Source organism: Cupriavidus sp., from assembly GCF_057315035.1.
Map to the genome: position 1 here is coordinate 550,208 of NZ_DBHKYV010000001.1, position 22,319 is coordinate 572,526.

A 22,319-nucleotide genomic window follows, 5' to 3' on the forward strand; every position below is an offset into this window, starting at 1 on the left:
CTTGCAACAATCAAAGCTTCTTGCCGCGCACGCCTTCGACCAGGAAGTCCATCGCCTGGATCGCGCCACCCTTGGTGCCGGCGATCGACGGGGACGTTTCATACTTGCCCTGCACCACCACGGTCGGCACGCCGTCGATCTTGTAGGCGTCGGCGATCTTGTTCGCGCGTTGCGAATTGGTGGTTACCGAGAACGAGTTGTAGGTATCGAGCCACTGCTTGCGGTCGATGCCGTTGGCGGCCATGAAATCGGCAATTTCATTCGTATCGACCATGCGCTTGCGCTGCTTGTGGATCGCGTCGAACACCTTGGTGTGCATGGCATCGAGCTTGCCCAGCGTTTCCAGCGCATAGAAGATCTTCGTATGCGGCAGCAGGTCCTCGCGGAACGCCACCGGCACGCGCTTGAATACCACGTCCTTGCCCTGCTTCTTGACCCACGCTTCCAGTTCGGGCTCGAAGTCATAGCAGTGCGGGCAGCCGTACCAGAAGAACTCGGTAACTTCGATCTTGCCGGCCGGCACCGGCTGCGGGGCTTTCAGAACCGTGTAGTCCTTGCCTTCCGTCGGCGCGGCCATGGCGGCGGGCGCGGACATCAGCAGGCCGCTCACGGCGGCAGCGGTGGCAATCAGTGCGGCAATTTTCTTCATGTTCGAAGGGCCTTACGGGTTGAACGAGCAGAACAAGCGGGTGGAATGCGTCTATGACCAGCCCGGCGGCGCTTGGTTCACGCCAGCGCCGCCAGCAGGTTTCAAAGTATTACTGCTTGGTGAAGCGGATGACCGAGGCGTCGAAGCCCGCCGACTGCAGGCGGTCGCGCGCGCGGTTCATGTCTTCGATGCGGTTGAACGGCCCCAGTCGAACGCGATACATCTTGACGCCGTTGACATCGCGATCGGTCACCTTGGCCTCGAAACCCTGCATGGCCAGGTTGGCCTTCTGGCGGTCGGCATCATCCTGCGACCGGAACGCGCCCACCTGCAGCAGGTATCCGACCTTGTTGGCATCGGCCTGGGCAATTTCCGCGATCGGATCGGCAACCGGCTTCTCGGCCGGCCGCGTAGCCGGCTTTTCAGCGGACTTGTCAGCCGGCTTTTCGGCCGGCTTTTCTGTCGGCCTGGCACCCGTGATGCCGCCGGAGCCGTTACCCGTATCCGCCGGGCGGCTGGTGGCCACCGGCGGCTGCGCCGGCGCGGCAGGCTGCTCGGGCTGTCCCACCGGCTTGGGCGGGGTCTTGCTCCAGAGCGGCTTGTTGGGATCGCTCGGTTCGGCGTTGGGCTGGGCCTGCTGGGTCGGGTTCGGCAGCGTGCTGGCGACGTTGCCGGGCTCGCTCGGGCGCGGCGCCGTACTGCCATTACCGCCCTTCTGCTGGAACGGCGCCGGCGACTTGGTGATGTAGAGCGCGACAACCACGGCGATCGCCAGGCCGACGATCAGCCCGAGCACAAGGCCCAGGAACGTGCCGCCACGCTGCGTCTGGCTATGGCGAACAGTGCGCGGGACGCGCTTGGCATTCTGTTGCATGAAGTCCTCTTCAGTGATGCCGGGGATTATAGAGCCAGTCCCGGCACGCAAAGTCAGGCGGCAGGCGATTCCTGGTCCGTGGTGCGGTCCATCCGTTGCGGTGCCGAGACGCCAATCACGGCCAGGCCGTTCTTGAGCACCTGGCGCGTGGCGGCCAGCAGCGCCAGCCGGGCGCGCTTGACGGCGTCGTCGTCCACGAGCACCCGGTCGGCGTTGTAGAACGCATGGAAGTCGCCAGCCAGGTCGCGCAGGTAGAACGCCACCGCATGCGGGGCCAGTTCGCCAGCGGCGGCAGCCAGCATGTCGGGGAACTCCGCCAGGCGGCGGCCCAGCGCAATCGCCTGCGGGCTCACGTCGGCTGCGGTCACGGCCGCCAGGTCCACGCTGGCCAGTTCTGGCAGGCGCGCCTGCCAGTCCGCGCCGCCCCATGCCTCGAAGATCGAGCAGATGCGTGCATGGGCGTATTGCACGTAGTACACCGGGTTCTCGTCGTTCTGCTTCAGCGCCAGGTCCACGTCGAACACGAACTCGGTGTCGGCCTTGCGCGACAGCAGGAAGAAGCGCACCGCGTCGCGGCCGCGCGTGAAGTGCGCGGGCCAGTCGGCCACGTTGGCGTCCAGGCAGGCGCGGATGGTTTCATCGCCGCCATTGCTCCATTCGATCAGGTCGCGCACGGTCACGTACGAGCCGGCCCGCTTGGAGATCTTCACCTCCTCGCCGTTCTTCATCACCGTGACCATCTTGTGCAGCACGTAGTCGGGATAGCCCTTCGGGATGCCGATATCGAGCCCCTGCAGGCCGGCGCGCACGCGCGCAATGGTGCCGTGGTGGTCGCTGCCCTGCACGTTGATGACCTTGGCGAAGCCGCGCTCCCACTTGGTGGTGTGGTAGGCCACGTCAGGCACGAAATACGTGTACGTGCCGTCCGACTTCTTCATGACGCGGTCCTTGTCGTCGCCGTCGTCGGTGGTGCGCAGCCACAGCGCGCCTTCGCTCTCGTAGGTCTTGCCCTTGCCGATCAGCGACTGCACCGCGCCTTCCACACGGCCGTCGCTGTACAGCGACGACTCCAGGTAGTAGCGATCGAACTTGACGCCGAACGCCTGCAGGTCGATGTCCTGCTCGTTGCGCAGGTAGGTCACGGCAAACTTGCGGATCGATTCCAGGTCGTCGATGCTGCCCGATGCGGTCACCGGCTCGCCATCGGAAGCCGCCACGGTCTTGCCAGCCAGGAAGTCGGCGGCGATATCGGCAATGTAGTCGCCGTTGTAAGCGGACTCGGGCCAGCCCGCATCACCGGGCTTCAGGCCGCGCGCGCGGGCCTGCACCGAAATGGCCAACGTGTGGATCTGCACGCCGGCGTCGTTGTAGTAGAACTCGCGATGCACGGCCCAGCCCTGCCACGCCAGCAGGTTTGCCAGGGCGTCGCCCAGCGCCGCCTGGCGGCCGTGGCCCACGTGCAGCGGCCCGGTCGGATTGGCCGACACGAACTCCACCAGCACCTGCCCGTGCTCGCCAGCCGGGCGCGCGCCAAAGCGGTCGCCGTCGGCCAGCACCGCGCGCAGGACTTCCGCGCGCGCCGCGGGGCTCAGGCGCAGGTTGATGAAGCCCGGGCCGGCAATCTCCAGCGCGGCCACCAGCGCCGAGGCACGCGGGTCGGCCTGGACGGCGTCCACCACCTTCTGCGCCAGTTCGCGCGGGTTGGTCTTCAGGGCCTTGGCCACCTGCATGGCGATGTTGCAGGCCAGGTCGCCGTGAGCGGCCGCCTTGGGGCGCTCGAACGTGACCTCGGGCAGGTTGGCGTCGGCCGGGGCAAGCGCGCGCACGGCGTCAGTGAACGCGGCGGCAAGTTGGATGGTCTGAACAGGCAGCATGGATATCTGGGCCTTGAGCTTGAGGCTGGAATGCTTCCGGCATCGTCGGGAGGCTTCAAGTGAAGTGAAGGCTGCGCCGCGTGACCGGTCGTGGAAATCGGGAAACGCGGAATTTTATCAGGTGCTATGCTGACATCATGCGACTGCCTGTGTGCATCGCGCGCCAGTGCCGCAACTCGTGAAAGGAAACATCATGCTGATCACCTTCAAATCCCACGCGGCGCAAGACCTCATCATGATGAAGGACCTTGCCATCACGCTGCTTGGCATTATCGGCAAGCATCTGGGCGAACGCGGGGTGATCACGTCCGAGGAAATGCCGGCTGCGATCCGCAAGCTCGAAGCCGCCGTCCAGGACGCGAAGAAGGTCCATCCGGCCGACACCACCGTACACCCGGGCAAGGAAGACGAGCGGGAAGAGGAGCCACTGCATCTTGGGCAGCGCGCCTACCCGTTCCTGGACATGCTGCGCCTGTCGCAGAAGGAAGGCACCGATGTGATGTGGGGCGTCTGACGCCGCCCCCAAAAAAAGAACCCGGACACCGCGAGGTGCCCGGGTATCCCGGATCAGGGATATGTCCGGAAAGGGGGTTGCTGCAGGGGTAAAGGCAACTCCGTTCGGCGCTGCCCTCTGAACAGGGGGATTGTCTGGTCTGGCCAGTCCCGGTCAATCGCCGTTGCGGCGGCCGGCCAGCAACAGGCCGACGAATGCACCGACCAGCGCCGCCAGCCCCACGGCCTTCAGCGGCGATTCCACCACGCGCTGCCGGCCGTGGTCGACTGCCACGTCCACCTGGTCACGTGCCCACTCCATACCGTCACGGCCGCGTTCGCGCATGCGATCGGACAGCTCATGGGCCCGCGCACGCAGGCGGCGCCCCGCAGCCATGCTTTCGGCCGAGCCTTCATGGGCCAGTACATCGATGGTTTGCTGAAGCTGGGCGATCAACGCCTTGACTTCGTCCGAAGCGGGCGCAACGGCCTCGCGGGTATCGCGGGCGGAATGCCGGATCTGGCGTACAGCCGCGTCGGCACTGTCTTGCAGATGATTGATTTCCTTGCGGATCTTGGGGTTCTGCGTGAGCATGGGTACTCCTTGAGTTCCGAGGGAGGGTTTTCGGCCCGCCGCCCGCCGGGGAGCCCGGCGGACAACGCTGCTGCGCGGCTTCAGGATTCAGGCTTCAGACCTTCAAGCCCAAGCGTCCTCAGCGTCGGCGCACCAGGCCCATGATGAATGTCACCAGGGCTACGACCAGGAAGATGAAGAACAGGATCTTGGCGATTTCCACCGCGCCGGCCGCAATACCACCGAAGCCGAAGATCGCCGCCACCAGGGCGACAACAAAAAAGACGAGTGCGTAGTACAGCATGACCGGTCTCCCGAGGTTAGCGAACGCATCCGGTTCGGGGTGCGTTCGGCTTGCGCCACGGTGCGCAAGCTCATAGCCTCATCGTAGGGTTCCACCCTCGGACCGCACACCGAAACCAGACCGATTCACGTGTCAGCCGAGTCCTACATTGCGCCGCGCACCGCGCCGGATGTGGCGCGGCACCGTCGCCGGTACGATTGACCACACGAAAGCGATGTGATTCCATGGCCGCTCGCCTGCCCGCGCGCGCGGTGCCTCAACCGGTAACTCCCGATGGCCAAGCATTCCCTACTCCTGAGAAACACCCTGCTGCTCGCGGGCGGCATCGTGCTGACGCTGGCCGTGCTGATTGCCTCGGAAACCGGCAACCTGCGCCTGCGCGAGGGCTACACCGAAGCCATCCGTTCGCAGCAGCTGCAAAGCGACCTCGGCGCGCTGATGGCCGAACTGGTCAATGCCGAGGCCGGTCAGCGCGGCTTCCTGCTGACCGGCAAGGACAGCTATCTCGATCCGTACTACAAGGCACTGCCCCATATCACCGAACTGATGGCCCGTATCCGCCAGCATTACGCGCAGGATCCCGAGGGCCTGCGGCAGTTTGGCGAGGCGTCGCAGTTCGTCACGCGCAAGCTCAACGAGATGGCGCTGACGCTGGTGTACGGCAAGCGCGACGTCGACGTGGCGCTGGACATGATCCGCACCGACTTCGGCAAACAGACCATGGAAAGCGCGCGGCGTGGCCTCGAGCAGTTGCAGTCGCGCGAATCGGGCACGGTCACGCATAACCTGGAAGCGGCCGAACATGACCTGCAGCTGTCGCGGTATGGCATCGGCCTGCTGACCGCCATCAACATCATGCTGCTGGTGGCGGTGGGGCTCGGTCATCAGCGGCGCATGACCATGGCCGAAGCGGCGCGCGAACAGTTGGAAGAAGAAAGCGCCCGGCTGGATCGCAAGGTGCGCGCCCGCACGCGCCAGCTTTCGGCGCTGGCGGCGCACCTGCAGCGCGTGACCGAGGAAGAGAAGACGCGGTTGTCGCGCGAACTGCATGACGAGCTCGGCGCGATCCTGACCGCCATCAAGCTCGACCTGCACTGGGTGAAGATGCGCGTACAGGCCACGCATCCTGAAGCGCGCGACAAGATCACGCGCGTGATGCAACACGCCGACCAGGCCATCCAGATCAAGCGCCGCCTGATCGAGGACCTGCGTCCCACCGTGCTGCTGAACCTGGGGCTGCGCGAAGCCATCGTGCAGCACGTGGAAGACGTGGGCGCCCGCAACCAGTGGGAAACCCGCCTGGACCTGCCCGAATCGCTGCCACCATTGCGCGACAGCGCGGCAATCGCGCTATACCGGATCGTGCAGGAATCCCTGAACAACGCCAGCAAGTACGCCGAGGCGACGCATATCCAGGTTTGCCTGGCATGCACGGACCAGGAACTGACGCTGACCGTGCGCGACGATGGCCGCGGCCTGCCGCCCGATTTCGATGCCGGCAGCATTGCCGGCCATCATGGTCTGCTGGGAATGGAACAACGCGTGCTGGCACTGGGCGGCACGATGCATATCGATTCGGCACCCGGCAAGGGCGTGTCGATCCGTATCGAGGTACCGCTGACCACCACGGTGCTGGCGCCGCCGGAAGAGGCGACGGAGATCTGAGCGACGTCGGTTTTCGCCAGTCTTACGACGCCGATGTCGCGTAATCCTCGATGACGCGGAACACCTGCTCCAGCTCAAGCGACTTGTCGAAGAAATAGTCGGCGCCAGCGTCCGTGCACTGGCGCCGGTACATCGATACCTGCGCGTGGTTGGTGTAGACGATGCGCAGACCAGGCACCGAGTGCTTCTGCATTTCGCGCAGCACGTTGATGCCATTGCCCTGGCGCAATTGCAGGTCGACGATCACCACGTCGTAGTGACCACGGCCTGCCAGGCCCACCGCCATGCTCTCCGTGTCCGCCCAGTCCACGCTTTCCACGAACGGGAACGCGGTCAGGTATTCGAGCAGCATGCCACGCAACACCTCCGAGTCCTCGATCAGGAGGACTCGCAGCGAACGGTTGGGAGAGGCCGTGGCTTGCTCCGGCATGGCGCGTCGTGGTTAAAGTCGGGCGAAAGGTTGGACGAAGGGCAATCTGGACATGATCGATCGATGGCTGCCCTATTCCACCAGGCCATTCTTGATGGCGTAATAGGTCAGGTCCGCGTTGGTCTTCATGCCCATCTTCTCAAGGATGCGGGACCGATACGTGCTGACGGTCTTCACACTCAGGAACAGTTCGTCGGCAATTACCGAGACCGACTGTCCGCGCGACAGCTTGCAGAAGATCTGGAACTCGCGCTCGGACAGCATCTGGTGCACGGGCTGCTCGGTCGGCTTGTCGAGCCCGCCGATCAGCAGGTCCGCCACGACGGGGCTCACATAGCGGCGTCCCTGTGCGACGGTACGGATGGCCTTGACCAGGTCGTCCGGTGCGGATTCCTTCGTGAGATAGCCCGACGCACCGGCACGGATCAGGTTGATCGCGTACTGGTCTTCCGGGTAGGTCGACAGGATCAGCACCGGCAGATTGGGCAGTCGCTGTCGAATCAGCTTGAGCACATCGATGCCGTTGCGGTCCGGCATGGAAATATCGAGTACGAGTACATCGAACTCATTGTCGCGCAACTGCGCCATCACTTCGTCGCCGCTGGCGGCTTCGCCCGTCACCTTGATGTCGGGTTCCTCTGAAATGAACTGGCGCAGACCGGCGCGTACGATCTCATGATCGTCGGCGATCAAGACGCGGATCATCGGTGTCTCCACGGTGAGGGGGCGGCCCGCGTGCCAAGCACGATCCGGGCCGGTTTCCTGCATTGTAGTGCCGGCGCGACGCCGAATATGTCGGTGTCAGGCTGACATGACGCGCCACCGCGACAGCCGGAAACGTCTGATGGAGGGGTAGCAGCCAGCGACCGCGCGGGAGAATTTGCTGCACCGCGGCATCCGTGCACCTGCGGAGAAGGATGCAAACGGAAAACGGGCGCCAATGGCGCCCGTCGGTCAATTCCCGGTGGCGGAAGCGAGGCGGTCTGGAGGGGCCCGCCCGGCGTCCCGCATACCAGTCAGCGGTTACTGGATCTTCGTACCGGCATCGGCACCGGCCCCGGCATTGGCGCCCAGCTCTTTGCTGTCGCCCTTCTTCGACTTCGACTTGGCGTGGCTGCCATGCTTGCTCTTCGAGGTACCGGCCTTGGCACCTGCATCCGCATTCGCGCCCAGGTCGGCCTTGGCACCGGTATCAGCCGCGGCTCCAGGTGTCACTGCTCCACCCGATGCCGAACCACCTGCATTCACACCGGCATTGATGCCGGTCGACGCCGCAGGCGTGCTTACCGCTGCGCCGACGCCGGTTTGCGTGCCAACCGTGGCACCGGTTCCTTGCGCCATCGCCAGCGACGAGGCAGCAGCAATCGACAGGGCGGACAGGGAGATCAGCAGCTTCTTCATGGGAGAGACTCCTTTACTGGAATGCTCCGCAGCGAAACATTCGCTTGCGGCATCCACGCGGTGTTACGTGAACTGAGGCCCAGTCTAGGGAGCAGAACGCCGCCGGTCTGTGAGCACTTGTAATGGCCTGTAAGCAGTAGTGAAGACATTGCGGACAAAGTCGGTCAATCCCCGATACGTACCGCACGATAACGTGAAAGCCTGCAATCCCTTGCAGATCAAAGGTCCGCGCCGGAAAACAAAAAGCCGGGACACCGCTGGCTTGCAGTGTCCCGGCCATTGCAACTGCTTACAGCTGCCGATAACGGATTACAGGTTCGGCGCCAGTGCGCGTTCCAGCGTGAGCCGGTCTTCGCCGCGTCGCGACACCATGTCATCGAGCTGGTCCTGGCCAATCTTGCCGACGCTGAAGTACGTGGAGTCCGGATGCGACAGGTAGAAGCCGCTCACTGACGCCGCCGGCGTCATTGCCAGTGACTCGGTGATGCCCATGCCGATGTCGGCTGCATCGAGGAGCTCGAACATTGGCGCCTTGACCGTGTGCTCGGGGCACGCCGGATAGCCGGGTGCCGGACGGATGCCGCGGTACGCTTCGTCGATCAGCTGATCGTTGTTCAGCGTCTCCGCCGCGTCATACCCCCACAGGTCCTTGCGCACGCGCTCGTGCAGGCATTCGGCGAAAGCCTCGGCCAGACGGTCGGCCAGCGCCTTGAGCATGATCGCGCTGTAGTCGTCGTGATCGGCTTCGAACTGTGCTTCCTTCTTGTCCACGCCAATCCCGGCCGTGACCGCGAACAGGCCGATATAGTCGGCCACGCCGCTGGACTTCGGTGCAACGAAGTCAGCCAGGCAACGATTCGGTCGACGCACGCCGTCCACCACCGGACGCTCGCTCTGCTGGCGCAGGTTGTGCCAGGTCAGCGCAACCTTGCTGCGCGATTCGTCGGTGTAGATCTCGATGTCATCGTCATTGACCGTATTGGCCGGCAGCAGCGCCATCACGCCATTGGCCGTCAGCCAGCGCCCCTGGATCAGGCGCGCGAGCATGCTCTTGCCATCGGAAAACACGCGGCGCGCCGATTCGCCGACGATCTCGTCGTTGAGGATATCGGGGAATTTGCCGGCGAGGTCCCACGTCTGGAAGAACGGACCCCAGTCGATGTAGTTGGCCAGCTCGGACAGGTCGTAGTTGCGGAACACCCGGCGGCCGATGAACTTGGGCTTTGGCGGCACATAGCCGCTCCAGTCGACCGGCGTCTTGTTGGCACGCGCGTTGGCCAGCGTCACCATCGGCGTGGCCTTCTTGTTGGCGTGCTGCGTGCGGATGCGCTCGTAGTCGGACTTCAGTTCGTCCAGGTACTTCGCCGCGCCGTCGTCGGACAGCAGGCTCGACGCCACGCTGACCGAGCGGGAGGCATCGGGCACGTAGACCACCGGGCCTTCGTAGTTCGGCGCGATCTTGACCGCGGTATGCACGCGCGAGGTGGTGGCGCCGCCGATCAGCAGCGGAATCTTCTTGATGCGGAAATAGTCGTCGCGCTGCATTTCGGACGCGACATAGGCCATTTCCTCGAGTGACGGCGTGATCAGGCCCGACAGTCCCACGATGTCCGCGCCCTCGACCTTGGCGCGCGCCAGGATCTCGTTGCACGGGACCATCACGCCCATGTTCACCACTTCATAGTTGTTGCACTGGAGCACCACCGACACGATGTTCTTGCCGATATCGTGCACATCGCCCTTCACGGTGGCGATCACGATCTTGCCGCGTGCGCGCACATCGCCGCCAGCTTCCGCCAGCAGGCGCTTTTCTTCCTCGATGTACGGCAGCAGATGCGCCACCGCCTGCTTCATCACGCGCGCGCTCTTCACCACCTGCGGCAGGAACATCTTGCCGGCACCGAACAGGTCGCCCACCACGTTCATGCCATCCATCAGCGGGCCTTCGATCACCTCGATCGGGCGTCCGCCGCGCGCCGCCACTTCCTGGCGCACTTCCTCGGTATCCTCGACGATAAACGTGGTGATGCCGTGCACCAGCGCATGGGCCAGACGCTGCGCCACCGGCACCGGTTGCTCGGGCGTGCCACGCCAGGCCAGGTTCTCTTCCTTCTTTGCGCTACCGCCCTTGAAGCGGTCCGCGATCTCCAGCAACCGATCGGTGGCGTCGTCGCGGCGGTTCAGCACCACGTCTTCGACACGTTCGCGCAATTCGGGATCGAGCTGGTCGTACACGCCAAGCTGGCCCGCATTGACGATACCCATGTCCATGCCCGCCTCGATCGCGTGGTACAGGAACACGGTGTGGATCGCCTCGCGCACCAGGTCATTGCCGCGGAACGAGAACGATACGTTCGACACGCCGCCGCTTACCTTCGCGTACGGCAGGTTCTGCTTGATCCAGCGCGTGGCTTCGATGAAGTCCACCGCGTAGTTGTTGTGCTCCTCGATACCGGTGGCCACCGCAAAGATGTTCGGATCGAAGATGATGTCTTCCGGCGGGAATCCCACCTCGTTCACGAGCACCTCGTAGCTGCGCTTGCAGATCTCGGTCTTGCGCGCGAACGTGTCGGCCTGGCCCTGTTCGTCGAACGCCATCACCACCGTGGCGGCACCGTAGCGACGGATCAGCGCCGCGTGGTGCAGGAACTGTTCCTTGCCTTCCTTGAGCGAGATCGAGTTCACCACCGGCTTGCCTTGCACGCACTTCAGGCCGGCTTCGATCACGTCCCACTTCGACGAGTCGATCATGATCGGCACGCGCGCGATATCGGGCTCCGATGCAATCAGGTTCAGGAAGCGCACCATCGCCGCCTGCGAATCGAGCATCGCCTCGTCCATGTTGATGTCGATGATCTGCGCGCCGTTCTCCACTTGCTGGCGCGCCACGGCCAGCGCCTCGTCGAACTGGCCGTTCAGGATCATGCGGGCGAAGGCCTTGGAGCCGGTGACGTTGGTCCGCTCGCCAACGTTGACGAACAGCGTGTCGTCATCGATCGTGAACGGCTCCAGGCCGGACAGGCGCATCGGACGCGGGGGCAGGTTTTGCTGGCTCATGATTTCTGTTCTCTTTGCGTGCGATGGATCAGGCGGCCTGTTCGGCTGCGTCACGGTATTGGCCCGGCCACGTGCGCGGCGCCTTGTCGGCAACACGCTTTGCAATCGCGGCGATATGGTCCGGCGTGGTGCCGCAGCAACCGCCGACCAGGTTCACCAGCCCCGAGGCTGCGAACTCTTCCACCAGCGATGAAGTGACTTCAGGTGTTTCGTCGAAGCCGGTGTCGCTCATCGGGTTCGGCAGGCCGGCGTTCGGATAGCACGACACGGCGGCGTCGCAGATCTTGGCCAGTTCGGCGACGTACGGGCGCATCAGCGTGGCACCCAGTGCGCAGTTCAGGCCGAACGTGACCGGGCGCGCGTGGCGCAGGCTGTTCCAGAAGGCCTCGACGGTCTGGCCCGACAGGATGCGGCCCGAGGCGTCGGTCACGGTGCCCGAGATCATTACTGGCACGCGTTCGCCGGTGTCTTCGAACAACTGGTCGATCGCGAACAGCGCGGCCTTGGCGTTGAGCGTGTCGAAGATCGTTTCGACCAGGAACACATCCGCCCCGCCTTCGAGCAACGCCTTGCCCTGCTCATAGTACGAATCGCGCAATTCCTCGAACGTGACATTGCGCGCGCCGGGGTCGTTGACGTCGGGGCTGATGCTGGCGGTCTTGGGCGTGGGGCCGAATGCGCCGGCCACGAAACGCGGCTTGTCCGGCGTGCTGTACTTGTCGCAGGCAGCCTTGGCGAGCCTGGCGGCCTCGACGTTCATTTCGTACGCCAGGTCCGCCATCTTGTAGTCCTCCTGGGCCACGCGCGTGGCACCGAAGGTGTTCGTCTCGATCAGGTCGGCACCGGCGGCCAGGTATTGCTCGTGGATTTCGCTGATAACCTGCGGACGCGTCAGCAACAGCAGCTCGTTGTTGCCCTTCACGTCGATTACGTGCTCGGCGAAACGCGTGCCGCGGTATTCGGCCTCGCCAAGCTTGTAGCGCTGGATCATCGTGCCCATCGCGCCGTCAAGGATCAGGATGCGTTCGCGCAGCAGCGCGGGCAGGCTGGCGGCCCGGGTATAGGGGCGAGGGGCGGATTGAACTGCGCTCATGATGGGGCTTCTCTGGATGTCGCGCCCGGCCAAACGGTCGGGGGCGCGCAATTTGGGCAAGAACGGGATTTTATCAGGTAGGACAAGGGCTTGCGGGCGCGGGCCAAGGTAGGCAACGATGCCCGTGCCGGTTGTCAGCACGGTGCCCGCCGCCTACACTGAGAGACGTATTCGCCACCAAAGCCACTTCGCATGCAACACCTGAGCCCTAACGACGCCCGCGCGCTGCTCGACGCCGAGCCCGACGCACTGTTTATCGACTGCCGCAGCGAAATGGAGTACCTGTTTGTCGGTCATCCGAAAGGTGCGCACAACGTGCCCTGGAATGATGGCCCCGACTGGGAAGTCAACCCGCATTTCGTGCAGGGGGTGAAGAAACTGGCCGGGCATGTGTCGGCGCGGCCCGTGCTGCTGATCTGCCGCAGCGGCAACCGGTCTTCCGCGGCGGCGCGTGCGCTGGAAGGCGCTGGCTTTACCACGGTGTACAACGTGCTGCATGGCTTCGAAGGCGATCTCGATTCCCAGCGCCATCGCAATACCGTGAATGGCTGGCGACATGATGGTTTGCCGTGGGAGCAGTACTGACTGCCTGCAGGTCCGCCACGACGCAAAAGAAAACGCCCGCCCTGCAGCTCGCAGGGCGGGCGTTTTGCCTTCAGTTCCTTCAGGCCCGATAGCGCCGTGATACTCAGTGCATCACCAGCGGATTGTTCATCACGGTATCGAACTTGCCGAGAAACTCGTCGACTTCCTCCACGGATGGCTCGCTCTCGATCAGACGCGTCACATCGGCGCGGAAGGTCTCGGCCATATGACCGCCGAGGAAAATTTCGCGTTTCAGGTTCTTGTCGACGATTTCGTAGCCGCCCGAGGCAAGGGTCGCATGCTCGACATCTGCTCCAAACTCGACAATGCAGTAATTGTCGCTGTTGTAGATCATTTGCATCGCACTACCTCCTGGCGTATGGTTGGCATCGATTTCCGCGCATTGCTGCGGTTTCCGGCACAAAGTCCCCGAAATCGATGCGATTTCCTCTCCAAGCTGAGGGTAGTCGTCCGTAATTCAAGTTGTACTACCGGACGAACCTTGCGTGCCTTTGCTTCCCTCGTATCTTTGGGCATCGGCGCTTCACGCAAGTTTCTTGAGCACCGGGCCTTCCCGAACATTACTGTGTTGCGATCTTCGCAATGCTGTTACGGAATATCACATTGCCCGCCACATGCCGCATGCCCCAGGAACGCATCGAAGATCGCATGGAAGCGTTCCGGTTGTTCGATAAACGACAGGTGCGCGGCATCAGGTAACACCTCAAGCTTCGCACCCGGAATTTTTTCCGCAATGGATTGGGCCATCGACAATGGCGAGCCCTCGTCGTTGGCCCCGGTCACCACCAGGGTCGGACAGCGAATCCGGCCAATTGCCTCGGCCAGATCGAACGCGACGATTGCCTGCGCCACCCCGACATACCCCTGCACGGGCGTGCCGCGCAGCATCCGGCTGATCCTGTCCACGACGTCGGGATGGCGGTCGCGAAACGGCTGCGTCAGCCAGCGCTCCATCGTTGCCGAAATCATGCCCGCCATGCCATGCGCTTCCGCCTGGCCGATCCGGTTGGCCCACATCGGGTGGGCTTCCATTGGCGTACGGTCGATCGTGTCCACCAGGGTCAGCGACAGCAATCGCTCCGCATGCCTGACGCCCAGAGTCTGGGCGACCATCCCGCCCACCGACACCCCACAGAAGTGCGCTTGACCGATATCCAGTGCGTCCATCAGCGCGACCACATCGTCGGCAAGCCGCGCCATCGTATAGGCGCCAACCGGTGCATCGCTGCCGCCATGCCCACGCAGATCAAAACGCAGCACGCGGTAGCGCGTTGACAAGTGCCTGGCGGTGTCATCCCACAGTGTCAGATTCGCACCTAGCGCGTGGGCCAGGACCACCCACGGCCCTTCCCTTCCATCGATGCGGACCTGCAGATGGACATCGCCAGCCTTGATTCGCTGCACCTGTGTGTCAGGCATGTTTCAGTCCCCGTGCTGTCACGGCTGATGTGCCGACTTACGTCACTCGCATCACCGCGCCTCACTACTACGATAGACGAGATCGATCTGCGTGCCATCAGGCTCTGTCTGACGCAGCCGCGCCGGCATCCAGTCCAGCGATGGCGCAAGCCAGATTTCCACGCGGCGCTTGTCGTTGGAGTGGCGCGGCAGACGCATGAAATGCCGCGCGCGCACCAGTCCGGTGCCAATGTCGATGTCTTCCTCGCCCACGTACTGAACCTGCATTGCCTCCACTTCCCGAGTATCGGAGACATTGAAGCTCTCGGTCACACCGGGCGTGGCGTAGCGTTGTGGATCGCCGCGCGCCCGGCCCACCAGTTGCAGGAAGACGCTGAAGCGATCCTGGAAATTTGCCGGAATCGGCACCTGTCCACCACGCGTTTCAAACACCACCGTGTTGGCGCCGTAGTCAAAACGCGCCACTTCGACCTTGCTGCGGCGTGCTTCCTCATAGCGGGTTGGCGACAAACCGCGCTCACCGATATCGCCAGTACTTTGAAACGCAAAGCGGAACCACAGCACGCGCGTTTCCACGGCCAGGCGATAGTGCTTGCCGTCCTGCTCCCAGCGAATGATGCCGTCGGGGTTTTGCACGCCGTTGACGAAACTGGCGTAGCGCATGGTGACCGAAGCCGGTGCGGCATAGCGTGGTGCAGGCGGTGCAGGTGGTGCAGGTGGTGCAGGCGGTCCCGGCGCCGGTTCCGGCGCGGCGGATGCAGCGGTGCCCGGGCCACCTTCACCGGCATTGGCGGTGGTATCGCCACCCGGTGAATTGGCCAGTGCGGGTGCCGTGGGCACCGGCGCGGTTTCCTGAACGGGCGTTTGAGACGGCTGCGCCGGACGAACCGACGGACGTTGCACGGGACGCGGGGCTGGTGGCGGCGGCGCCGGAGGTGCCGGCGGCAGCAGGATCGCCTCGATCACCGGCGCTTGCGGCACGGCCGGCATCGGTGGGATCGGCATGCGCACCAGGCCCAACAGCACCAGTACATGCACGATCGCCACCAGTGCGATCACCGCGAGCCAGCGGCGCAAGCGCCGCGTGCGGCTATGAGGGTTGGCCGGCCTGTCCGGCCGTTTGGCTGTCGCCAAGATAACCGAGTTCCGAAGAGATCTGTCGTGCGATATCGCGCACGCGGGCATCGACCGCGCCGCCCCATTCTGCATCGAATACGCTCTGTGCGCCGAGCACGATCAGCGCCATCGACAGGTGTCCGTTGGCATCGAATACCGGTGTCGAGGTGGCGTTGATACCAGGCAATACGCCGCCACGCGTGCGCGCGGCGCCGTGCCTGCGCACTTCGGCACAGATCGCGTCGTACTCGGCAAGCGACGCCGGCATGTCGGGCAAGCCAGCATCCCCGCGCGTGGCCAGTTCGCGTTCGATCAACGCCAGGGTCTGGCGCCGCGACAGGTACGCGCCGTAAAGCCGTCCGGTGGCCGAGTTCAGCATCGGCATCACATCGCCCAGACGCAGGCTCACGCTCACCGGATGGCTCGACTCTTCCCAATGCACGATGGTGGGTCCGTGATTGCCCCAGACGGCGATGCCGGCGGTCTGGTCGATTTCGTCGCGCAGTTGTGACAGGATCGGCCGCGCCTTGCGCACCGGATCGAGCCGGTTCAGCCCGGCCAGCCCCAGTTGCAGCGCAAAGGGGCCAAGGTCGTAGCGCTGGCTCACCACGTCCTGCGTGACCGCCCCCAGCCGCTGGAAACTGACCAGGTAGCGATGGGCCTTGGCCGGGCTCATGTCGGCCGCCGCGGCCAGGTCACGCAACATCATCGCGCGCGGCGATGCGGCCAGCGCCTGCAGCAGCCGGAATCCGACCTCGATGGACTGGATGCCCGCGCGCTTCGCATCGTCGCGGCCATCGTCACGGCCATCGCCACCAGTGTCGTCGTCGTCCACAACCGTCATGCGTCAATGGGAAAGGAGCAAGTGATGCCGACCATTCTATACAAGCCGGTTCAGGACCCACTTGCGGGCTCCGGTAGACTACCGCCCATCCAATCCCGCCAATGTTCGATTTCGTATGAAACTCGCCACCTTGAAGGACGGTTCGCGTGACGGCCAGCTCGTCGTTGTCTCGCGCGACCTGAAGACCGCGCACTACGCCACCGATATCGCCGGCAAGCTGCAGGCCGCGCTCGACGACTGGCAGTTCCACGCGCCACAACTGCAAGACCTCTACGATGCGTTGAACGCGGGACGCGCGCGTCATCCGTTCCCGTTCCAGCCCAAGGACTGCATGGCGCCGCTGCCACGCGCCTACCAGTGGGCCGACGGCTCGGCCTACGTCAACCATGTGGAACTGGTACGCAAGGCACGCGGCGCAGAGATGCCGCCGGAGTTCTGGACCGATCCGCTGATGTACCAGGGCGGTTCCGACGATTTCATCGGGCCGCATGACGATATCGTCTGCGCCAGCGAAGCATTCGGCATCGACTTCGAGGCCGAGGTGGCCGTGATCACCGGCGACGTGCGCATGGGCGCCACGCCAGAGCAGGCCGGCGATGCCATCCGCCTGGTGATGCTGGCCAACGATGTGTCGCTGCGCAACCTGATCCCGGCCGAACTGGGCAAGGGCTTCGGGTTCTTCCAGAGCAAGCCGGCTACCGCGTTCTCGCCCGTGGCGGTCACGCCGGACGAACTCGGCGAAGCCTGGCGCGAGCGCAAGGTGCACCGGCCAATGGTGGTGCACTGGAACAGCAAGAAGGTCGGCAGCCCCGATTGCGGTACCGACATGGTGTTCGACTTCGGCCAGTTGATCGCCCATATCTGCAAGACGCGCAATGTACGTGCCGGCAGCATTGTCGGCTCGGGCACGATCTCGAACGTCGATCGCTCCAAGGGGTATTGCTGCATTGCCGAGAAGCGCATGATCGAGACCATCGACCGCGGCCAGCCGGAAACCGCATTCATGAAGTTCGGCGATGCCGTGCGCATCGACATGTTCGATGCCCAGGGGCAGTCGATCTTCGGCGCGATCGACCAGCTGGTGGCCGCGCGGTAGGCCGGCCCGGATCGGGCCAACCCCGACTTGCGGCCTGCGCGGCAATCGCGCCATAATTCCCCGACCGATTGGTCGGGGAATTTTTTTGCCTCCCGTTTCCGTTCCTGCCCGACCAGCCCGATCCCATACGGAAGCATCCCGGAAGCCGCTCCATGACCACCGACGCCAACACGCTCTCCCCTCGCCTGGCACGCTACCAGGCACTTACGCTGCGCCGCCACGGGCCCGTGCTCGAAGTCATCATGGGCGCGGCGCAGTCCGCCAACCAGAAACTGGCCACCGCCGATGCCGGCATGCACCGCGAACTGGCCGAGATCTGGCGCGACATTTCGGCCGATCCCGAGATCCGCGTGGCCATCATCCGCGGCGAAGGCAAGGGCTTCTCGGCCGGCGGCGACCTGGCGCTGGTCGAGGACATGGCCAACGACTTCGAAACCCGCACCCGCGTCTGGCATGAGGCGCGCGACCTGGTCTACAACGTCATCAACTGCGACAAGCCGATTGTTTCGGCGATGCATGGCCCGGCCGTCGGCGCGGGGCTGGTGGCCGGCCTGCTGGCCGATATCTCGATTGCGTCGAAGAGTGCGCGCATCGTCGACGGCCATACGCGCCTGGGCGTGGCGGCCGGCGACCATGCCGCCATCGTGTGGCCGCTGCTGTGCGGAATGGCCAAGGCCAAGTACTATCTGATGCTGTGCGAGGCGGTCAGCGGCGAGGAAGCCGAGCGGATCGGCCTGGTATCGCTCGCGGTGGAAGAAGACGAACTGGTAGCCAAGGCTTTCGAGGTGGCCAACCGTCTCGCGGCGGGGTCGCAGACCGCCATCCGCTGGACCAAGTACGCGCTCAACAACTGGCTGCGCATGGCTGGTCCCGCGTTCGATACCTCGCTGGCGCTCGAGTTCATGGGCTTTGCCGGCCCCGATGTGCACGAAGGCATGGCGAGCCTGCGTCAGAAGAGGCCGCCCGAATTCCAGTAACCGGCCGTTCGCAACGTCCCGTCATCGGGCGGCCATGTCAGACGGAGCGCCGCATCATGTTTGGACAGATTCCCGACTTCTCCAACAGCTTCGACTTCCTGCGCAAGCTCTGGGCCACGGGCAGCGGCATGCCAAGTGGCCTGATGCCGGGCCTGGGCGCCATGACGCCGCCCATGGACCTCGATGAAGTCGACAAACGCATCCACGATCTCAAGGCCGTGGAAGGCTGGCTGCAACTGAACACCAGCCTGCTGCGCACGACGATCCAGGGCCTGGAGGTGCAACGCGCCACGCTGGTGGCGTTGCAGACCTTCGGCAATGCGCTGTCACCCGAGGTCATGCAGAGCGCGATGGAAAATGTGGCGCGCGCCGCCAACGCGCCGAGCGCGCACCCGCCACACCATCCGCATTACGCGCAGCCGTTCGGCACCGGCCAGACGGTCTCCGAGGCGCAGGCCGACGCCGAGAACGACGAACCCGACGACGAAGACTTCGATGCACCTGCGGAGGCCGCAGCGGAAGGCAATGCCGCGAGTTCCGCCGATGGTGGCGCGACCCCCGATGCCGCGCCACTGCCGCCCAATGCATCGCTGTGGTGGGACTTGCTGCAGCAGCAATTCACGCAGATTGCCAGCAGCGCGGCGGCGGCCAGCAAGGCGCCGTTCGGTGGCATGGCTGGCTTCGGCGGCGTGGCCGCACCCGGCACGGAGGGGGCGGAGAGCGCGTCCGACGCCAAGCCTGGCCGCTCGGCACGCTCAGGATCTTCCGCCAATGGCAAGGCCAGGCCGGCCGCCAGGAAGGCCACCACGGCAGCGAAGAAAAAGCCTGCGGCCAAGAAGACTTCGTCAAAAAGCCCGGTGAAGAAGGCACCGGCCAAACGTGCCGCGGCGGCCGCCAAGGCAGTTGTACCGCCCGCGCCGGAGACCTCCGAGGATCCGCTCGAGTGAGCACCGCCCATCCCGCCAGCGCTTCCACACGTGCGCACCAGCGCCAGACCACCGCGCTGGTGATGATGGGCGGCGGCGCACGCGCGGCCTACCAGGCTGGCGTGTTGTCCGGCATCGCGAAGATCGCGGCCCGTCATGGGCTCGGGCATTGCCCGGTGCCGTTCGGCATCATCGCCGGTACATCGGCAGGCGCCATCAATGGCGCCGGGCTGGCTACCGGCGCGGGCGACTTCCGCACCGCGGCCGATACGCTGGCGGCGCTATGGCACAGCCTGCATGCCGACGATGTGTACCGGACCGACGTGGTCCAGATGGGCGTATCGGGTGCGCGCTGGCTGTCTTCGCTGGCGTTTGGCTGGGTTACGCAGCGCAGGTCGCCACGCGCGCTGTTCGACAACGCGCCATTGGGCAGCTTTCTAACCGAGTTGTTCGAGCCCGAACGCGTCCAGGCCAGCCTCGACAGCGGTGCGCTGAATGCGTTCGCGGTCACGGCACTGTCGTACAGCACGGGGCGACACATCACGTTCTACCAGTCGCACCGGCGCATCCACCCCTGGCAGCGCAGCCAGCGTCTGGCGGTGGAGGCAACGATCGGTGTCGACCACTTGCTGGCCTCGTCGTCGATCCCGTTCCTGTTCCCGGCCATGCCGCTGGAAATCGAAGGCCACCACGAGTGGTTTGGCGACGGCACGATGCGGCAGATGTCGCCGCTTTCGCCGGCGATCCACCTCGGCGCCTCGCGCATCCTGGCCATCGGTGCCGCGTCGCGCCAGCGCGCGGGATGGTTCGACACGGTGCCATCGGGCGGCTACCCGTCGCTGGCGCAGGTTGGCGGCCAGGCACTGGCCAGTATTTTTCTCGACGGTTTACAGGCCGATATCGAACGGCTCATGCATATCAACCGGCTGCTCTCGCGCATGCCCGATATCGCCAACGAAGCCGAGGGCTGGCGCCCGGTGCAGGTCATGACGATCTCGCCCAGCGAACCAATCGAGGCGATCGCCGCGGAACACCTGCATCGGCTGCCACGCACCGTGCGTGCGCTGCTGACGCCACTCGGCGGCACCGAGGCGCGCGGCGCCGCGTTTGCCAGCTACCTGCTGTTCGAGCCCGAGTTCACCCAGGCCCTGCTGGCGCTCGGTGAACGTGATGCGGCGGCCCAGGCCGACGAGATCGCCGCCTTCCTGTACGGCGTGGTGCCGGAAACCAGTCCGGCTGCACAGGAAGTCTCCGAGGTGTCGTAGTCGCGCCACTTTTGCGGGGTCCAGCCGGCACACAGGTTGCAATCGCCTGCATCCGGCCTACAACGGAGTAGAGAAATCATTCGAGAATAATTCTTGTCTGGTAGAATCCGCCCGTAATTTCAAAGGCTTAGCATGCTCTACCCCGAACTGTTCAAATCGTTGGAAGCGGTCCGCTGGCACATGGACAAGGACATCCCCTGGGATACCTTCGACGCAAACCTGCTTAGTGACGACCAGGCGAAAACCATCCGCATGAATGCCATCACCGAATGGTCGGCCCTGCCCGCCACGGAGATGTTCCTGCGTGACAATCGCCACGACTCCGACTTTTCGGCCTTCATGAGCATCTGGTTCTTCGAAGAGCAGAAGCATTCGCTGGTATTGATGGAATACCTGCGCCGTTTCCGCCCGGACCTGGTGCCCACCGAAGAGGAACTGCACGCGGTGCGTTTCGAATTCGACCCGGCACCGCCGCTGGAAACGCTGATGCTGCATTTCTGCGGCGAGATCCGCCTGAACCACTGGTATCGCCGTGCCGCGGAATGGCACTCGGAACCGGTGATCAAGCATATCTACCGTACGCTGTCGCAGGACGAAGCCCGCCATGGCGGCGCCTACCTGCGCTACATGAAGAAGTACCTGGCCCAGTTCGGCGACAACGCACGCTCGGCGTTTGCCAAGATTGGCGTGCTGATGGCTTCGGCCCGCCGCACGGAAAAGCCATTGCATCCGACCAACCTGCACGTGAACAAGGCGCTGTTCCCGAACGACACGGTGCAGTCGCGCCTGCCGGACCCGGACTGGCTCGAGCACTGGCTCGACGAGCAGATCCGCTTCGACGAGGTCTGGGAAAAGAAGGTGATCGAGCGGATCCTGCACAATATGTCGCTGCTGTTCGAACGCACGTTCGAATCGGTGCAGGACCTGAACCGCTATCGCAAGGAACTGAACGCCAACCTGCAGGCCGCCCAGGCCTGAGTGCGGCGCCCGGCCTCGGTGACAAGACCCCATCGGATACGATGGGGTTTTTCATTGGCGCTACCCGCTTTCAGATACATCACATGACCGCACCCGCCTTCGAATCCAAGCTGGTTCCCGCTGACGATATCGCCGCGCTGCACGCCGCCGTAGCCAGGTTGCCACGTCCGCTGGTCTTTACCAACGGCGTGTTCGACATCCTGCACCGTGGCCACGCCACCTACCTGGCACAGGCGCGCGAGATGGGCGCCAGCCTGGTGGTAGGCGTCAACAGCGACGCGTCGGTGAAGATGCTGGGCAAGGGCGACGATCGCCCGCTCAATCACGAAGGCGACCGCATGGCGCTGCTGGCCGCGCTGGCCTCGGTGGACCTGGTGGCGATGTTTCGCGAACAGACCCCGGTGGAACTGATCCGCCTGGTGCGCCCCGACATCTACGTGAAGGGTGGCGACTACGACATCGATACGCTCGAGGAAACGCGCCTGGTGCGCAGCTGGGGCGGCGAGGCCTATGCCATCCAGTTCCTGCATGACCGCTCGACCACGAAGCTGCTGACAAAGGTACGGCAGCAGGGCTGAGGTTGGAGGGGAGTGGAGTGGTTTGCTCCCCTCTCCCGCACCGCGGGAGAGGGGTTGGGGGAGAGGGCATGAGGTTCAAATTGCGACCTGTCCCGGCTTGA

General features: G+C 64.4%; 23 protein-coding genes. 9 read left to right on the forward strand and 14 right to left on the reverse strand.

Annotation, left to right across the window (positions count from 1 at the left end):
• Positions 1-10: 10 nt before the first annotated feature.
• The 3 genes from ACO550_RS02625 to argS all read right to left on the reverse strand — a co-directional run bounded on the left by ACO550_RS02625 (position 11) and on the right by argS (position 3,397).
• Entirely contained in the window at positions 11-649 is a 639-nt protein-coding gene (locus ACO550_RS02625) for a DsbA family protein (protein WP_315593417.1), read from the reverse strand.
• Positions 650-758: 109 nt separating this feature from the next.
• On the reverse strand, positions 759-1,523 hold the full coding sequence (locus ACO550_RS02630; protein WP_315593418.1) for an SPOR domain-containing protein: 765 nt from the start codon (positions 1,521-1,523) through the stop codon (positions 759-761).
• 53 nt (positions 1,524-1,576) lie between these two features.
• On the reverse strand, positions 1,577-3,397 hold the full coding sequence (gene argS, locus ACO550_RS02635; protein WP_315593419.1) for an arginine--tRNA ligase: 1,821 nt from the start codon (positions 3,395-3,397) through the stop codon (positions 1,577-1,579).
• A gap of 193 nt (positions 3,398-3,590) precedes the next feature.
• Between argS and ACO550_RS02640 the strand changes: the two genes are divergently transcribed.
• On the forward strand, positions 3,591-3,911 hold the full coding sequence (locus ACO550_RS02640; protein ID WP_315593420.1) for a DUF1840 family protein: 321 nt from the start codon (positions 3,591-3,593) through the stop codon (positions 3,909-3,911).
• A gap of 153 nt (positions 3,912-4,064) precedes the next feature.
• On the opposite strand, the gene ACO550_RS02645 is transcribed toward ACO550_RS02640, so the two are convergent.
• Together ACO550_RS02645 and ACO550_RS02650 are read right to left on the reverse strand one after the other, a co-directional pair.
• Positions 4,065-4,484 (reverse strand): DUF883 family protein, encoded by a 420-nt coding sequence (locus ACO550_RS02645; RefSeq protein WP_315593421.1) that lies wholly within the window; start codon positions 4,482-4,484, stop codon positions 4,065-4,067.
• 118 nt (positions 4,485-4,602) lie between these two features.
• Positions 4,603-4,767: a DUF1328 family protein gene (locus ACO550_RS02650; protein WP_315593422.1), complete on the reverse strand. Its 165-nt coding sequence runs from the start codon at positions 4,765-4,767 to the stop codon at positions 4,603-4,605.
• 273 nt (positions 4,768-5,040) lie between these two features.
• On the opposite strand from ACO550_RS02650, the gene ACO550_RS02655 reads away from it, so the two are divergent.
• The gene (locus ACO550_RS02655) at positions 5,041-6,432 is read left to right on the forward strand and encodes a CHASE3 domain-containing protein (protein WP_315593423.1); all 1,392 of its coding nucleotides are present in this window, start codon (positions 5,041-5,043) and stop codon (positions 6,430-6,432) included.
• 22 nt (positions 6,433-6,454) lie between these two features.
• Here ACO550_RS02655 and ACO550_RS02660 read toward each other — a convergent pair whose 3' ends face one another.
• From ACO550_RS02660 to ACO550_RS02680, 5 genes are all read right to left on the reverse strand, one after another.
• Positions 6,455-6,862, reverse strand: a complete 408-nt coding sequence (locus ACO550_RS02660; protein ID WP_315593424.1) for a response regulator — start codon at positions 6,860-6,862, stop codon at positions 6,455-6,457.
• Between the two features lie 72 nt (positions 6,863-6,934).
• Entirely contained in the window at positions 6,935-7,567 is a 633-nt protein-coding gene (locus tag ACO550_RS02665) for a response regulator (RefSeq protein ID WP_315593425.1), read from the reverse strand.
• A 318-nt stretch (positions 7,568-7,885) separates the two neighbouring features.
• Positions 7,886-8,263 (reverse strand): hypothetical protein, encoded by a 378-nt coding sequence (locus ACO550_RS02670; RefSeq protein ID WP_315593426.1) that lies wholly within the window; start codon positions 8,261-8,263, stop codon positions 7,886-7,888.
• A 309-nt stretch (positions 8,264-8,572) separates the two neighbouring features.
• Positions 8,573-11,320 carry a methionine synthase gene (gene metH, locus ACO550_RS02675; protein WP_315593427.1) on the reverse strand — a complete coding sequence of 916 codons (2,748 nt, stop codon included), beginning with the start codon at positions 11,318-11,320 and terminating at the stop codon, positions 8,573-8,575.
• Positions 11,321-11,348: 28 nt separating this feature from the next.
• Positions 11,349-12,413, reverse strand: coding sequence for a homocysteine S-methyltransferase family protein (locus tag ACO550_RS02680; RefSeq protein ID WP_315593428.1), 1,065 nt, complete (start codon positions 12,411-12,413; stop codon positions 11,349-11,351).
• A 192-nt stretch (positions 12,414-12,605) separates the two neighbouring features.
• On the opposite strand from ACO550_RS02680, the gene ACO550_RS02685 reads away from it, so the two are divergent.
• Complete coding sequence (locus ACO550_RS02685) at positions 12,606-12,998, forward strand: rhodanese-like domain-containing protein (protein ID WP_315593429.1); 393 nt, start codon at positions 12,606-12,608, stop codon at positions 12,996-12,998.
• Positions 12,999-13,101: 103 nt separating this feature from the next.
• Here the strand turns inward: ACO550_RS02685 and ACO550_RS02690 are convergent, their stop codons facing one another.
• From ACO550_RS02690 to ACO550_RS02705, 4 genes are all read right to left on the reverse strand, one after another.
• Positions 13,102-13,359 carry a BTH_I0359 family protein gene (locus tag ACO550_RS02690; RefSeq protein ID WP_061956410.1) on the reverse strand — a complete coding sequence of 86 codons (258 nt, stop codon included), beginning with the start codon at positions 13,357-13,359 and terminating at the stop codon, positions 13,102-13,104.
• A 248-nt stretch (positions 13,360-13,607) separates the two neighbouring features.
• Entirely contained in the window at positions 13,608-14,438 is an 831-nt protein-coding gene (gene pcaD, locus ACO550_RS02695) for a 3-oxoadipate enol-lactonase (protein ID WP_315593430.1), read from the reverse strand.
• Between the two features lie 51 nt (positions 14,439-14,489).
• Complete coding sequence (locus ACO550_RS02700; RefSeq protein WP_315593431.1) at positions 14,490-15,572, reverse strand: DUF3108 domain-containing protein; 1,083 nt, start codon at positions 15,570-15,572, stop codon at positions 14,490-14,492.
• Positions 15,529-16,398: an IclR family transcriptional regulator domain-containing protein gene (locus tag ACO550_RS02705; protein WP_315593432.1), complete on the reverse strand. Its 870-nt coding sequence runs from the start codon at positions 16,396-16,398 to the stop codon at positions 15,529-15,531. Before ACO550_RS02705 ends, ACO550_RS02700 begins: the two co-directional genes overlap by 44 nt.
• Positions 16,399-16,513: 115 nt before the next feature.
• Here ACO550_RS02705 and ACO550_RS02710 point away from each other — a divergent pair, with 115 nt between their 5' ends.
• The 6 genes from ACO550_RS02710 (at position 16,514) to rfaE2 (ending at position 22,218) form a co-directional block, all read left to right on the forward strand.
• Positions 16,514-17,494 (forward strand): fumarylacetoacetate hydrolase family protein, encoded by a 981-nt coding sequence (locus ACO550_RS02710; protein WP_315593433.1) that lies wholly within the window; start codon positions 16,514-16,516, stop codon positions 17,492-17,494.
• Between the two features lie 152 nt (positions 17,495-17,646).
• Positions 17,647-18,471, forward strand: a complete 825-nt coding sequence (locus tag ACO550_RS02715) for an enoyl-CoA hydratase/isomerase family protein (RefSeq protein ID WP_315593434.1) — start codon at positions 17,647-17,649, stop codon at positions 18,469-18,471.
• A 56-nt stretch (positions 18,472-18,527) separates the two neighbouring features.
• On the forward strand, positions 18,528-19,418 hold the full coding sequence (locus ACO550_RS02720) for a PhaM family polyhydroxyalkanoate granule multifunctional regulatory protein (RefSeq protein ID WP_315593435.1): 891 nt from the start codon (positions 18,528-18,530) through the stop codon (positions 19,416-19,418).
• Positions 19,419-19,480: 62 nt separating this feature from the next.
• The gene (locus ACO550_RS02725; protein ID WP_315593456.1) at positions 19,481-20,662 is read left to right on the forward strand and encodes a patatin-like phospholipase family protein; all 1,182 of its coding nucleotides are present in this window, start codon (positions 19,481-19,483) and stop codon (positions 20,660-20,662) included.
• Positions 20,663-20,794: 132 nt separating this feature from the next.
• On the forward strand, positions 20,795-21,640 hold the full coding sequence (locus ACO550_RS02730) for a ferritin-like domain-containing protein (RefSeq protein ID WP_315593436.1): 846 nt from the start codon (positions 20,795-20,797) through the stop codon (positions 21,638-21,640).
• A gap of 83 nt (positions 21,641-21,723) precedes the next feature.
• Positions 21,724-22,218: a D-glycero-beta-D-manno-heptose 1-phosphate adenylyltransferase gene (gene rfaE2, locus ACO550_RS02735; RefSeq protein ID WP_315593437.1), complete on the forward strand. Its 495-nt coding sequence runs from the start codon at positions 21,724-21,726 to the stop codon at positions 22,216-22,218.
• The last annotated feature ends 101 nt before the right edge of the window (positions 22,219-22,319 follow it).

Coding starts and splice junctions, on each gene's coding strand:
- ACO550_RS02725 (WP_315593456.1), top strand. CDS start 19,481: ATGATGGGCGGCGGCGCACGCGCGGCCTACCAGGCTGGCGTGTTGTCC.
- argS (WP_315593419.1), bottom strand. CDS start 3,397: ATGCTGCCTGTTCAGACCATCCAACTTGCCGCCGCGTTCACTGACGCC.
- ACO550_RS02625 (WP_315593417.1), bottom strand. CDS start 649: ATGAAGAAAATTGCCGCACTGATTGCCACCGCTGCCGCCGTGAGCGGC.
- ACO550_RS02685 (WP_315593429.1), top strand. CDS start 12,606: ATGCAACACCTGAGCCCTAACGACGCCCGCGCGCTGCTCGACGCCGAG.
- ACO550_RS02710 (WP_315593433.1), top strand. CDS start 16,514: ATGAAACTCGCCACCTTGAAGGACGGTTCGCGTGACGGCCAGCTCGTC.
- ACO550_RS02645 (WP_315593421.1), bottom strand. CDS start 4,484: ATGCTCACGCAGAACCCCAAGATCCGCAAGGAAATCAATCATCTGCAA.
- rfaE2 (WP_315593437.1), top strand. CDS start 21,724: ATGACCGCACCCGCCTTCGAATCCAAGCTGGTTCCCGCTGACGATATC.
- ACO550_RS02720 (WP_315593435.1), top strand. CDS start 18,528: ATGTTTGGACAGATTCCCGACTTCTCCAACAGCTTCGACTTCCTGCGC.
- ACO550_RS02680 (WP_315593428.1), bottom strand. CDS start 12,413: ATGAGCGCAGTTCAATCCGCCCCTCGCCCCTATACCCGGGCCGCCAGC.
- ACO550_RS02650 (WP_315593422.1), bottom strand. CDS start 4,767: ATGCTGTACTACGCACTCGTCTTTTTTGTTGTCGCCCTGGTGGCGGCG.
- ACO550_RS02640 (WP_315593420.1), top strand. CDS start 3,591: ATGCTGATCACCTTCAAATCCCACGCGGCGCAAGACCTCATCATGATG.
- ACO550_RS02630 (WP_315593418.1), bottom strand. CDS start 1,523: ATGCAACAGAATGCCAAGCGCGTCCCGCGCACTGTTCGCCATAGCCAG.
- ACO550_RS02690 (WP_061956410.1), bottom strand. CDS start 13,359: ATGCAAATGATCTACAACAGCGACAATTACTGCATTGTCGAGTTTGGA.
- ACO550_RS02705 (WP_315593432.1), bottom strand. CDS start 16,398: ATGACGGTTGTGGACGACGACGACACTGGTGGCGATGGCCGTGACGAT.
- metH (WP_315593427.1), bottom strand. CDS start 11,320: ATGAGCCAGCAAAACCTGCCCCCGCGTCCGATGCGCCTGTCCGGCCTG.
- ACO550_RS02660 (WP_315593424.1), bottom strand. CDS start 6,862: ATGCCGGAGCAAGCCACGGCCTCTCCCAACCGTTCGCTGCGAGTCCTC.
- ACO550_RS02730 (WP_315593436.1), top strand. CDS start 20,795: ATGCTCTACCCCGAACTGTTCAAATCGTTGGAAGCGGTCCGCTGGCAC.
- pcaD (WP_315593430.1), bottom strand. CDS start 14,438: ATGCCTGACACACAGGTGCAGCGAATCAAGGCTGGCGATGTCCATCTG.
- ACO550_RS02665 (WP_315593425.1), bottom strand. CDS start 7,567: ATGATCCGCGTCTTGATCGCCGACGATCATGAGATCGTACGCGCCGGT.
- ACO550_RS02715 (WP_315593434.1), top strand. CDS start 17,647: ATGACCACCGACGCCAACACGCTCTCCCCTCGCCTGGCACGCTACCAG.
- ACO550_RS02655 (WP_315593423.1), top strand. CDS start 5,041: ATGGCCAAGCATTCCCTACTCCTGAGAAACACCCTGCTGCTCGCGGGC.
- ACO550_RS02670 (WP_315593426.1), bottom strand. CDS start 8,263: ATGAAGAAGCTGCTGATCTCCCTGTCCGCCCTGTCGATTGCTGCTGCC.